The sequence below is a fragment of the Metapseudomonas boanensis genome, assembly GCF_018704125.1.
In the GTDB taxonomy this organism is placed as follows: Bacteria; Pseudomonadota; Gammaproteobacteria; order Pseudomonadales; family Pseudomonadaceae; genus Metapseudomonas; species Metapseudomonas boanensis.
On record NZ_JAGTIS010000024.1, the window covers coordinates 16389 to 28919 of the forward strand.

At 61.0% G+C, this 12531-nt stretch carries 11 protein-coding genes; 5 read left to right on the forward strand and 6 right to left on the reverse strand.

The window, feature by feature from the left end; translation table 11 throughout:
• Positions 1-113: 113 nt before the first annotated feature.
• On the reverse strand, positions 114-1082 hold the full coding sequence (locus tag J7302_RS24585) for a GlxA family transcriptional regulator (protein ID WP_215381007.1): 969 nt from the start codon (positions 1080-1082) through the stop codon (positions 114-116).
• A 222-nt stretch (positions 1083-1304) separates the two neighbouring features.
• Between J7302_RS24585 and choX the strand changes: the two genes are divergently transcribed.
• From choX to J7302_RS24610, 5 genes are all read left to right on the forward strand, one after another.
• On the forward strand, positions 1305-2243 hold the full coding sequence (gene choX, locus J7302_RS24590; protein ID WP_215381010.1) for a choline ABC transporter substrate-binding protein: 939 nt from the start codon (positions 1305-1307) through the stop codon (positions 2241-2243).
• A 69-nt stretch (positions 2244-2312) separates the two neighbouring features.
• Positions 2313-3197 (forward strand): BKACE family enzyme, encoded by an 885-nt coding sequence (locus J7302_RS24595; RefSeq protein WP_215381014.1) that lies wholly within the window; start codon positions 2313-2315, stop codon positions 3195-3197.
• 128 nt (positions 3198-3325) lie between these two features.
• Entirely contained in the window at positions 3326-4291 is a 966-nt protein-coding gene (locus J7302_RS24600) for an L-carnitine dehydrogenase (RefSeq protein WP_215381016.1), read from the forward strand.
• 97 nt (positions 4292-4388) lie between these two features.
• Positions 4389-4874: a thioesterase family protein gene (locus J7302_RS24605; protein ID WP_215381018.1), complete on the forward strand. Its 486-nt coding sequence runs from the start codon at positions 4389-4391 to the stop codon at positions 4872-4874.
• Between the two features lie 37 nt (positions 4875-4911).
• The gene (locus tag J7302_RS24610) at positions 4912-5853 is read left to right on the forward strand and encodes an alpha/beta hydrolase (protein ID WP_215381020.1); all 942 of its coding nucleotides are present in this window, start codon (positions 4912-4914) and stop codon (positions 5851-5853) included.
• Positions 5854-5871: 18 nt separating this feature from the next.
• Here the strand turns inward: J7302_RS24610 and J7302_RS24615 are convergent, their stop codons facing one another.
• The 5 genes from J7302_RS24615 to J7302_RS24635 all read right to left on the reverse strand — a co-directional run bounded on the left by J7302_RS24615 (position 5872) and on the right by J7302_RS24635 (position 12165).
• Entirely contained in the window at positions 5872-6501 is a 630-nt protein-coding gene (locus tag J7302_RS24615) for a response regulator transcription factor (RefSeq protein WP_215381022.1), read from the reverse strand.
• Positions 6502-6997: 496 nt separating this feature from the next.
• Entirely contained in the window at positions 6998-7624 is a 627-nt protein-coding gene (locus J7302_RS24620) for a response regulator transcription factor (protein ID WP_215381067.1), read from the reverse strand.
• Positions 7625-8058: 434 nt separating this feature from the next.
• Positions 8059-10518: a fimbria/pilus outer membrane usher protein gene (locus tag J7302_RS24625; RefSeq protein WP_251702254.1), complete on the reverse strand. Its 2460-nt coding sequence runs from the start codon at positions 10516-10518 to the stop codon at positions 8059-8061.
• Between the two features lie 233 nt (positions 10519-10751).
• Positions 10752-11504, reverse strand: a complete 753-nt coding sequence (locus tag J7302_RS24630; protein WP_215381027.1) for a fimbrial biogenesis chaperone — start codon at positions 11502-11504, stop codon at positions 10752-10754.
• Positions 11505-11580: 76 nt separating this feature from the next.
• Positions 11581-12165, reverse strand: a complete 585-nt coding sequence (locus tag J7302_RS24635) for a fimbrial protein (protein WP_215381029.1) — start codon at positions 12163-12165, stop codon at positions 11581-11583.
• Between the last annotated feature and the right edge of the window lie 366 nt (positions 12166-12531).

Here is a 12531-nt window from a genome sequence, read left to right on the forward strand (position 1 = left end):
AGTCGGACCTTTTCGCGAGCAAGCTCGCTCCTACAAGAGGTGCATCCCGTGCAATGCCTGACAGGGGCAGAGCCAATTCAATGGTGATTGGAATCGCTTCCCGAGGACCCCGCTCAACTGATCCGATGGCCCAGTTCCTGATCCGGATGCTCGTGCCGATCCTGACTCGGGCTGGTAGCAAAGCGCGCCCGGTAGCTCCGGGAAAAATACGACGACGACTCAAAGCCACAGGCCAGCGCAATCTCCTGCACGCTCAGCTCGGACTGCCGTAGGAGCTGGCGGGCCTTGTCCAGGCGCAAGCCGAGGTAGAAGTTCGACGGCGTCTCGTTCAGGTGCAGGCGGAATAGTCGCTCCAGCTGGCGGGGTGTGACGTGGATCAGCTCGGCCAGCGCTCGTGAGCCCAGCGGCGTCTCACTGTGCCGTTCCATCTCACCGATGACCTGCACCAGCTTCTTGTTGTGGACGTTGTAGCGACTGGCGACCTGCATGCGCTGGTGGTCCTGCTGGGTACGGATGCGGCTGAGCACGAATTGCTCGGATACCTGCAAGGCCAGCGCCTCCCCGTGGCTGCGGCCGATCAGCGTCAGCATCAGGTCGAGGCTGGCGGTGCCGCCGGCGCTGGTGATGCGTCGGCCATCGATTTCGAAAAGCTCCTGGGTGACGCAGAGAGTGGGATAGCGTTCCTGGAACGCGTCTATCGCCTCCCAGTGCAGGGTCAGCCGCTGCTTGCCGAAGAGGCCGGCTTCGGCCAGCACGAAGCTCCCCGTGTCGATACCGCCCAGTAGCAATCCGTGACGCTCGGCGCGGTGCAGCCAGTGCGCAAGTCGGCTGTCGAAGCTGGCCAGCGGTTCGAAGCCGGCCACCACGAACAGGCAGTCGCCCTCCAGCGGCGTATCGAGGCCACCGTCCACGTTCAGCGATATGCCGTTGCTACCCTGCACGGGGCCGCCGTCCAGGCTCAGCAGGTGCCAGCGATAAAGCTCACCGCGGAATCGGTTGGCCACCCGCAGCGGCTCCACGGCCGACATCAGGCCCATCATGGAAAATCCGGGTAGCAGAAGGAAGCAGAACGTTTGGAGCATGGCCGCGATCCGCAAGTGCGATAGGCCACTTAAAAACACCCGTGCGGAGGGTGCAAGAAAAGAGGTCGCTTCTGTTCAACAGGTAGTCGTTTTAGTTCGATTTGGCGATTTCGGTGCTGCGTAAGGTGACGCTATCGGGTGCAGTCAAACCTGAACAACGGAAGGGGCCTCCCGGCCTCTGCAATTACAACGATAAAACCGTAAGGCAGTAGGGGAGCATCAATGAAACGTCTCAACGCATTCGCCGGTTGCTGTGTTCTCACCCTGTTCAGTTCGTCGCTGTTCGCCGCCGAGCCAGCCAGTTGCCAGCAGGCCCGCATTGGGGTAGTTGGCTGGACGGACGTCGTCGCCACCACAGCGGTGGCGGCCACCCTGCTCGATGGGCTCGGCTACAAGACCTCCCAGATCACCGCTTCGCAGCAGATCATCTTCGCCGGCATCGACAAGAAGCAGATCGACTTCTTCCTCGGCTATTGGAAGCCGGCGATGGATAACAACATCAAGCCATTCCTCGACAAGGGCCAGGTCAAGGTGTTCGAGCGACCCAGCCTGCCCGACGCCATCGCTACCCTGGCGGTGCCTGCCTATGCCGCGGAGCAGGGACTGAAAACCTTCGCTGACATCGCCAAATTCAAGGACCAACTGGGCGGCAAGATCTACGGCATCGAGCCCGGCACCGGCGCCAATGCCAACATCAAGAAAATGATCGACAGCAACCAGTTCGGCCTCGGCGACTTCCAGTTGGTGGAGTCCAGCGAGGCGGCCATGCTGGCGGCAGTTGGCCGGGCGGTGAAGCGCAATGAGCCGGTGGTATTCGTCGGCTGGAAGCCCCACCCGATGAACCTCCAGATGAAGCTTACCTACCTGACCGGCAGCCAGGATGTCTTCGGCCCCAACGAGGGCTCCGCGTCGGTCTCAACCGTCACCGCGCCGGATTTCGCCGAGCGCTGCCCGAACGTCAATCGCCTGCTCAGCAACCTGACCTTCACCACTCAGCAGGAGAGCGCGCTGATGGAGCCGATCATGGCCCACAAGGACGCCAAGGACGTTGCACGTCAGTGGCTGAAAGACAACCCGACGGAAATGCGTCGGTTGCTCGAAGGCGTGACCACCTTCGACGGCAAGAACGGCGCCGACAGCGTACTCACCGCCCTCAAGTGATAACCGAACCTGCTGCGCGCGGTTCACCGCGCACGGCCCTCGCTCGCCTGTAAGAAGGAAACCGTAACCGTGAACTACGAAGTCATCGTCACCTGTGCCGTCACCGGCGCCGGCGATACCGTCGGCAAGCACCCGGCCATCCCGGTCACCCCGAAAGAGATCGCTGCTGCCGCCATCGAGGCCGCGAAGGCCGGCGCTACCGTTGCCCACTGCCATGTGCGTGACCCCAAGACCGGCAAACCGAGCCGTGACGTAGCGCTGTACCGCGAACTGGTGGAGCGCATCCGCGAGAGCGACACCGACGTCATCATCAACCTCACCGCCGGGATGGGCGGAGATCTGGAGATCGGCAAGGGCGAACAGCCCCTGGAGTTCGGCACAGGCACCGACCTGGTCGGCCCACTGGAGCGCCTGGCCCATGTCGAGGAGCTGCTGCCGGAAATCTGCACCCTGGACTGCGGCACGCTGAACTTCGGCGATGGCGACTTCATCTACGTTTCCACCCCGGCACAGCTACGCGCCGGCGCCAAACGCATCACCGAGCTTGGAGTGAAGGCCGAGCTGGAAATCTTCGACACCGGCCACCTCTGGTTCGCCAAACAGATGCTGAAGGAAGGACTGCTCGACGACCCGCTGTTCCAGATCTGCCTGGGTATCCCTTGGGGTGCTCCGGCGGACACCACCACCATGAAGGCCATGGCCGACAACCTCCCGGCAGGCTGCACCTGGGCAGGTTTCGGCATCGGTCGCATGCAGATGCCAATGGTCGCCCAGGCCATGCTGCTCGGCGGCAACGTGCGGGTAGGGCTGGAGGACAACATCTGGCTGGATCGCGGCGTGCACGCCAGCAATGGCCAACTGGTGGAGCGGGCTGTCGAGATCATCCAGCGCCTCGGCGGCCGCGCCCTGACCCCCGCCGAAGGCCGCGAAAAGATGAACCTCAAGCGGCGCTGACTTTTCGTACACCACGTAGGAGCGAGCTTGCTCGCGAAGCTCTTGGGAGTGTCATTCGCGAGCAAGCTCACTCCTACGGACTGCTCCACCCGCATACCCGATTCGTTTTGCCAGTTTCAGGAGCCACTATGTCCTTCGTCACCCAGATCAAAACCTTCGCTGCCCTCGGCAGTGGCGTCATCGGCAGCGGCTGGATTGCCCGCGCCCTGGCCCACGGCCTCGACGTCATCGCCTGGGACCCGGCGCCCGGTGCTGAGGCAGCGCTGCGCGCGCGCATCGCCAATGCCTGGCCGGCCCTGCAGAAGCAGGGGCTGGCGCCCGGTGCCTCGCAGGATCGCCTGCGCTTCGTGGATACCATTGAGGAGTGTGTCCGGGATGCCGATTTCATCCAGGAGAGCGCGCCGGAACGCCTCGGCCTGAAGCTCGATTTGCACGCGAAGATCAGCGCAGCCGCACGCCCGAACGTGATCATCGGCTCCAGTACCTCAGGCCTGCTGCCCAGCGAGTTCTATGCCGACGCCTCGCACCCAGAGCGCTGCATCGTGGGGCATCCGTTCAACCCGGTTTACCTCTTGCCGCTGGTAGAGGTGGTAGGCGGGGAGAAGACCGCCATTGAGGCCGTGCAAGCCGCCATCAAGATTTACGAATCGCTGGGCATGCGCCCGCTGCATGTACGCAAGGAGGTGCCCGGCTTCATCGCCGACCGTCTGCTCGAAGCGCTCTGGCGCGAAGCCCTGCACCTGGTCAACGACGGCGTGGCCAGCACCGGCGAGATCGACGATGCGATCCGCTTTGGTGCCGGCCTGCGCTGGTCGTTCATGGGCACCTTCCTCACCTACACCCTGGCAGGTGGCAACGCCGGCATGCGTCACTTCATGGCCCAGTTCGGCCCGGCCCTGCAGCTGCCCTGGACCTATCTGCCCGCTCCGGAACTCACCGAGACGCTGATCGACCGCGTCGTGGAAGGAACCTCCGAACAGCAGGGCTCAAGAAGCATCGCCGAGTTGGAGCGCTACCGCGACGACTGCCTGCTTGCAGTGCTTGGCGCGATCAAGGACACCAAGGCACAACACGGATTCGCCTTTGCCGACTAACCTTCAACCGTCCCGCCACTCCGCGCCATCCCCTCTCCTTTCAGGGGCGACCTGCAAGGGGAGGGTGGGGGAGAGGGCGCCTTGCTGGAGCTGCTGCATGAGCCACGCCCTGACCACCTACCGCACCGCCATCCGCCCGGAATGGGTGGATTACAACGGCCACCTGCGCGATGCCTTCTACCTGCTGATCTTCAGCTACGCCACCGATGCCTTGATGGATCATCTCGGCCTGGATGCCCAAGGGCGCGAGGCCACCGGCCATACCCTCTATACCCTGGAGTGCCACCTCAATTACCTGGACGAGGTGAAGCTCGGCGCTGAGGTGGAAGTGCGCACGCAGTTGCTCGGCCATGACGGCAAGCGCCTGCATATTCACCACAGCCTGCATTACGCCGGTACGACTGAAGAACTGGCCGCCAGTGAGCAGATGCTGATGAATATCGACACCCGGCAAACGCGTTCTGCGCCCTTTGCGGAAGGCGTTGCTGAACGCATCCGCCAACTCGCCGACGCCCACGCTCAACTGCCGACACCGGCTCATGTCGGACGAGTGATCGCGCTACCGGTCCGTCATCAGGGCTAGGGCCACTCCACGGCTCGACGCTGTTCCGGAGAATCACATGCCTCGCGAGTACCCCCTGTCGCCTGCCATGGCCGCCTTCGTCGCTGCCAGTGACACCTTCACGCCGCAGGGGCCGACGCTGGCTGATCAGCGCGCGGCCTACCGTGCGCTGTGCCGAGCTTTCACTCCCGAGCGCCCAACCGGCCTCGAAGTCACTGAGTTCGATCTGGGTGGCGTGCCCGCGCGTCTCTACCAATCCCTGCTGCCGGCGCCAACTGGCGGATGGCCCTGCCTGATGTTCATCCACGGTGGCGGCTGGATGCTGGGTGATCTCGCCTCCCACGATTTCATCTGCGCTTACCTTGCCGATCACCTGCCTGTCGCAGTGGTGGCCATCGATTATCGATTGGCACCTGAACATCCGTTTCCCGCTGCGCTGGACGACTGCTTGCAGGCCTGGCGGGCACTGAGTGAGGGGGCTGCGGGAATCAGGCTCGATCCAAACCGCCTGGCGGTGGCAGGGGATAGCGCTGGGGGCAACCTTGCCGTGGCGCTTTGCCTGACCTTGCGGGATGCGGGCCAGGTACTGCCCTGCGCTCAGGCATTGATTTACCCGGCCTTGAGCCCGGAGCCGCTGCCATCCCATCTGGAGTGCGCCGATGCCCCATTGCTGAGTCTGGCGGATCTCCAGGCCTGTCTTGAGTGCTACTTGCCGGACCCGCGTTCGCGCGAGTCTCCGCTTGCCTTGCCGCTGGCCGCCAGCCACTTTTCGGGGCTGCCACCAGCTTTCGTCACGGTCGCGGAGTTCGACCCCTTGCGCGACGATGGCGCCCGCTATGCACAACGGCTAGCCCTGGATGGCGTGCAGGTCGAATTCGACCCAGGCCACGGGCTAGTCCATGGTTGCCTGCGGGGCCAGGGTCAGATTGCGGAAGTGGACAGATTGTATTGCCGGTTGTTCGACTGGCTGCGCAGGGCCATGCGGCTTCCGGAGGCTTGACGACGACCAGCGTGGGCGTCAGCTAATCAGCGCGTAGCGTCGGGCGAAGTCGATCAGGTCGACCAGGTTACGCGTCTTGAGTTTGTCCATGAGCCTTGACTTGTAAGTGCTCACAGTCTTGTGGCTGATGAACAGCTGCTCCGCGATCTGCTTGTTGTTCTTGCCATTGGCAAGATTTTGCAGCACGGCCAACTCGCGGTCCGAGAGGGAACCGAGCAGTTGAATGTCACCTGTCTGTCCCGACTCCGGAGCGGTTGGGAGGTTGACGCTGCTTGGAAACAGGCTGTAGCCCGACAACACGGACTTGACCGCCGAAACGAGGCTGATGGCCTGTTCCTGCTTTGAAATGTAGCCAGTCGCACCGGACTGCAGGCAGCGGTTGGCATATAGCGCCGCCGGTAATGAGGTGAGGACCAGTAGCTTGGAGTCTGGGTTCTGGGCACTCAGGCGGCTGATCACCTCCAGACCGTCCAGCTTCGGAACCGCGATGTCGAGGATCACCAGGTCAGGTTTCAGAGAGCGAGCCAGGCTCAGTCCTTCGACTCCATTCTCGGTCTCGCCGACGATCTCGAATCCTTCGCGCTCCAGCAACACGTGCGTGGCAAAACGGATCATCGGCTGATCGTCGATAAGCAGGATCTTACTCATCTCCTTGGTGCTCCTTCACTTTGTTTCACAAGTAGGCGCGTTGGCGGAAGCTCTCGCTTTCGGAATCAACTGCCTTGAATGTTTTGTGAGTCGGCTTTCGCCATTGAGTCAGTGCAGAACTACGTCTGGTACAAATGAACTTCTAGAGTTTCAAACAAGTGCATCGCAGGCGCTCGGTCAGATAATTCCATTCCTATTCGTCAGAAGGTTCTGGATAGGTTGCCGGCTCGAATTGGAATTCTGAGGTGCATATGTACTGAAGGCCCGCTTCAGGGAGCGGCCACTTGGCGTGTAGGGCGGTCAGTATATTGTTTGGCAGCTATACACTTGCGTGTTTAGGAAAATTCCTACGGCAAATTGAGTTCTATCGTGTGAACTGGATCTACGCACAGTTGAGTTGCTCCAGTTAGCTGTTTGCGCATCACCCGATGGCCACCTGCAATGCTTTTTCCGCAGCAGACGGGCGAGGCACGCTGGGTGGCACAGCAATCCGACATCAGGCGCAAAGCTCGTTTTGCCGAGCGAAATCGATGAGATCGACCAGGCGCCGGGTATTCAGTTTCTCCATCAGTCGCGACTTGTAGGTGCTCACGGTCTTGTGGCTGATGAACAGCTGCTCGGCGATCTCTTTGTTGTTCTTGCCGTTGGCCAGTTTCCTCAGCACCGCCAACTCCCGGTCTGAGAGGTCATCCAGCCCTGTCCCTGGTTCCCGGTGCAATTGTTGCGATCTGGAAGCATGAGCCTCGCCGGGAAACAAGCTGTAGCCTGAAATAACGGACTTGATCGCCATCCGCATGTTCTCGAGCCCCTCCTGTTTTGACAGGAAGCCATTCGCGCCGGCTTTCAGGCAGCGACTTGCGTAAAGGCTGGCCGGCAAGGCTGTCAGAACCAGCAATTTGCACTCACCCAAGGACTGGCGAAGTCGGGTAAGCACTTCCAAGCCATCCAGCTTGGGCAGGGAAATATCCAGAATAACAAGCTCCGGCTCCAATGAGCGGGCGAGGCTAATGCCGCTTACGCCGTTGTCAGCCTCACCAACAACTTCGATGCCTTCTTGCTCCAGTAGCACGCTTACCGCCAGTCGACTCATGGGCTGATCATCGATCAACAAGACTTTGCACATATCCATTTCACTCCATTTGAGTAATCTCCAAAGGCGATCCAGACCTCGTATGGCCAGGCCCATGACTCGCCGATAGATTGCGATGCTTACGCTAACGTAGGAATGCTGAACAACTCCTGAATGGATTGAAGGAATCTTCTGTAGGCGTTCTGTGCTTGTCCTGCCCGTAGCCAGCTCGACTTCGGCTCATGCTGTCAGGACGGCTCTTTGCACCCCGGCAGTAGGCAACTCGGCCTCGCGGTTCGGAGTGCTCGCACTCCGCAGCTCGTGTTCGGGGTCATGAGAAAGAAGAACTGAAGCTGGGCTTGCACCCACGTCGATGGCGAGCGGGGCCTTCAAGCCGACCTATGGATGAAGGCGCTTTATGGGTTGACGGAAAGGTGAATATCGTCGGTACGGGCAACGGGGCCGAGGTCCGAGCCCAGCCCACCGGATCAATTGGCTTCAGGACGACAGGCTAGGCGGTAGCGTTCGTAGTTGATCGTCTTGTCTTGTGGCGCAAGCGCATAGCTGGCCATGCATTGCTTGGACTCCCATTTAATGACCACTGTGGACTCGTCTTTTTCCACCAATGCCAGCGCTCGTCCGCTCGGGTCGGAGATCGCAAGCTGTTTGCCGTCGGAATCCTCAAGCGAGGCTCCGAACGGAATGGGCTTTCCTTGATCGTCGAGCAACTCGAACTGGACCCGGCGACCCTTCTTCCCGGCGTAACGGGCCAGCACCACTGCTCCTCGGCGTGGCACTACCTGCTGGGTAGCGTTTTCGATTTCGATGTCGCCACCGAGATTGCGCGTGTCAAGGGTGATCCAGTTGACACGGTAGGGCTGGGCGTTGGGCACCACCGCGTAGCCGTTGTAGCCGGTGCTTACACCGGTGTAGTTGCTGATGCCCACGCCCGAGATATCGGGCACTTCGACCAGGGTGAAGGTTTCCCCCACAGGCTGGCCCAGATTGATACCGCCGCCGTGGGCCACCAGGGAGCCAGACACGTTGAGGTTCTCCGAGGTGTAGTCGCGGCCCTTGCTGTAGCCCAGCGTGATATCCGCGATGGAAGTGCGGCTGTTCAGGCTGGCGGAGGCGGAATTGCCACTGTTGCTACTGTTTCCGCCCTGAAGCGAATAAGACGTATCGCTGTCCTCGGACAGGTAGCCGTTCACGCCGACCTGGGTATTGTCGCTGTGCTTCTGGCTGGTGGTGGTCAGGTACGCCCTGGGCGATCGCGGCCTCGACCCCAGCGGGAAGGACACGGAGAGGTTGACCTGCGTGTCGTCGTTTGACGAATTCGTGCTGCCAATGTCCTTGGTCTGGGTGACGCTGAAGCTGTAGCTGACATCCCGCCAGCCATTGGAATAGCCTGCGGAGAAGCTGCGCGATCCTCCCCGGTTCCAGTAGCGCTCGTCGCTGGCGTTGATGTAAAGATTGCCGTACTTACGCCCGCCCAGCGTCTGGTTGACTGTCAGGTCGGTACGGACTTTCGAGCGGCTACTTTGGGACTGGATGCCTTCGCTGAGTTCCAGCACATGGTCCGAGAGCGTCCGATAACCCTCGGTGGAATAGCGATAGGCGGCCAGCGTAAAGCTCGTGTCGGTGCCGGTGAAGGTCTTGGCGTACAGCGCGCGCAAGCTGTTGCCCTGCGCGGAGAGGCCCTTCACCCGGCTGGACGAGTGGGTCATGTCAACCGAGAAGGCGCCGATCGAAGTGTTCCGTCCCGCCCCGAGCGATACCGCATTGAAATCCTGGGTTACCTGTGCGCCCGCAATGCCCGTCAGGTTGCTGCTCACGCCGTAAGCCACTGTGCCGCTGACGAACTTCGGCGTTTCCAGGCCGTCACTGTTGCTGTTGAACTCGCCCGCCGAAGCGCTGTACTTCACCTGCCCTTCACGCACCATGGTCGGCAGGCTCGAGAAGGCCTGCTTGGTCACGCGGCGCCGACCATCCGCTTCGATGATGGTTACCTCCAGGTCGCCATTGGACCCGGTGGGGTAGATGTCACTGATCTCGAACGGACCCGGCGGAACGGTCGCCGAGTAGAGGATGTAGTCGTTCTGGCGGATCTCCACGGTGGCGTTGGTTTCTGCAACGCCACGGATCACCGGCGCATAGCCACGTTCGCTATCCGCCTTCATGCCCTCGTCGGAGGCCAGCTTGATCCCGCGGTAACGCACGCTATCGAACAGGTCTGTGTCGGAATAAATCTCGCCGACGCTGAACTGCCCCCTCAGGGGCGTAACGTCATGCTGCAGGTAGGTGCGGTTGCTGGTGAACTGGCTCGGGCGGCCGGTACCGGTCCTGTAGTTGGACTCGTTGCGCAGGCGCCAGGCGCCCAGGTTGATCCCATTGCGCAGGCTCAGGTTGCTGGAAACCTGCCGGCCAAAACCGTCCCGGTTCCGGTTGGTGTTGAACTGGTAGTTGACGAACGCGGCGGTAACGCCGCTGTCCCACAGTGCCGGATCGACGTAGCCACGCATGCCCCGGGCCATGGCCACTTGCGGGACGCTGGCGAGCAGGCGCAATCGGGTGGAGTCGTAGCGCAGCGTGGCCTGGTCAATCAACGTGGGCAGGTCGTAGCAGGTCTCGGGTGCCTCAGGGTGCAACTTGCCCTGCTCGATCAGCTTGGCCATGTCGATGCCCAGCAGGTGAAGCAGGTCGTAGTTCAGGCAGGCCTCGACGATGCCGGTTTGCGGATTGCGTACGAAGTCGATGTCGCGACGGCCGACGATGACCTGATTGCTGTAGAGGTCAACCCGATAGTTGCCGGGCAGGACGCTGTTTTCACGTAGCAGCAGCTGCAGGTCTACCGACGAGGGGGCACCCTTCAGGAACGTAGTGTTGAATGACTCGACCTGTGCCTCATCGGTTGGCTGAACCACCGGAGTTTCTGCGCCAAGTACCATGGCGGGCACCGCGAGGGTGATCGCCAGCGCGAGCCGGTTGGGTATGCCGGAGGGCACTGGCTGATGGTTTTCAGCCGAAGTCCGCCTGCTCCGCCCAAGGGAGTGATTGGGTCTGTTGCTCATTTCTCAATGCCTGCGAGGATCCTGGATCACCCCCCTGAAAGAAATGCGTTGTGCTGGGGCATCGGATGGGATGCCCACCAGGGGTGAATTTGCGAGTCGGGTAGAGCCCGTTATGAATCTCGGTTGGACCGCGTGGCCGTTGCGCCAACGGAGTTGCCTGCCGAGAGTTTTGCGGCGTAGGGGACCTGTGCCCCGTAGTCATTGATGCTGGAGAACTTGAGCTCCACGCCGCTCGAAGAGGCAGGTTGCTTGACGGAGAACTCTTTCTCTTCACCTGGGGCGACCATGGTGGAGTCGACTGCAACCTCCGAGCTATTGGCGCTGCCGAGCGTCACGTCGGCCATGGAAACGTGATACCGGCTGGGATTCCTGACCTTGAGCACGGACTTGCCCCCCCGGAGTTCCAGTTTCCACTGCAGCTCTTCAGGGGCCAGGCGCGCATCTCCGGCAAGGCCAGTAGGTCGGAAGAACACCTTGATCCGCTGACGTACCGCCAGTTGCAGGGTGTTTTGCCCATGGACGGCCTGGGGAATTTCCTGGACGTTCAACCACACCACCGATTCGCGGTCGGTCGGCATGCCGCTACCTTCATAGAGGAGACGTAGCAGCTGTTGCTCGTTTGCCAGAATACGGGCCAGGGGCGGCGTCACAGCAAACGGAGCAGGAGTGTCTGTCGCATCTGCGTTGTCGATCCAGGACTGGATCAGGGCTTGCTGGCCGCCGTTGCGAACCGTGATGCTGGCTTCCTTGTCGGAGCCGTTGAAGATGATGCGGGTGGAGTTGAGGGAGACTCCTGCGGAAACTTGAGACGCCAGCACCAGGCTCAAGGCACCCAGGCAGGCTGAAATTGTGCGACGGAGCATAGGCATTACCACTTGGAGCAAGAACGAGGTGGCGAGGCCGTTGGGCCTCGCCAATCTTGAGAACCGTGGGTCCTGCTTACTCGTACTGCAGGGTGAACGGCAGGGTCGCGTTACCGTTACCGGCGGTGGCGGTCTTCGGGTCAGCGGTAGTGACGTAGGCCGCAGCGAAGGTCAGGGTGGCATCGCTACCGTTCAGCTCGCTCTCGATCTTGGCGGTGGCCGGTGCGCTCAGGTCAATGAGGGCGCCACTGCTATTCATGATGGCGATACCCACATTCTTCGCGGACTCGGTGCCTGCGTTCAGGGCCAGGACTTTCTTGCCAGCGACCACGCCGGATCCGGCTTTGGCGTCAAACAGCATGGAGACCTTGGTGCCCTGGTTGCAGTTGACCTTGAGGTTGAAGTCGTTGGCCGCCAGGCGGCCACCGCTCGGAGCGGTGTCGGTGCCCATGTCTTTGATGGACACGGCGCCCATGTCTACGGCAATCGCTTTTTCTTTACCGGCCGCGCCTTCAACCGAGCAGGCGTCGTTGTTGATCACACCGGTGAAGTTGATCTGGCCGGTACCCGCCTTGGTGGGGGTAACCGGATCAGCAGCGAAGGCGGAGCCAGTGGCCGCGAGCATGGACATGGTCAGAAATGCCAGGGAAAACTGTTTCATCATTAACTCCAAAAGTGTTGGAAAAAGTGCCGCATCGAAATGCCGGACCAAGATAATCGCCGACGCTTTTGGGGGGTATCAGATGAGGTTCTCTTGGCTTGTAGGGAGTGGACTACTTCTTTGTAGTCGATTTCTTGTGGTCTCTTGCTGTCCGTGGAGTGGTTGAGGTTCTCTGTTTTCTGGGTAGTGGCTGGAGCTCCGATTGACTGGGCGCTCCAGGTCATTTGTCGAACTGTCGTCGGAGCATGTTGGGGAGTCGGTGTTCGTAACGGTTATCTGCTGGCAGGCGGATTAATTCTCAATTCATGAATTTAAAGTCAGCGCACTGGGAAAAATCACCAAGAAGACTGATCTTTTGAATTGGTC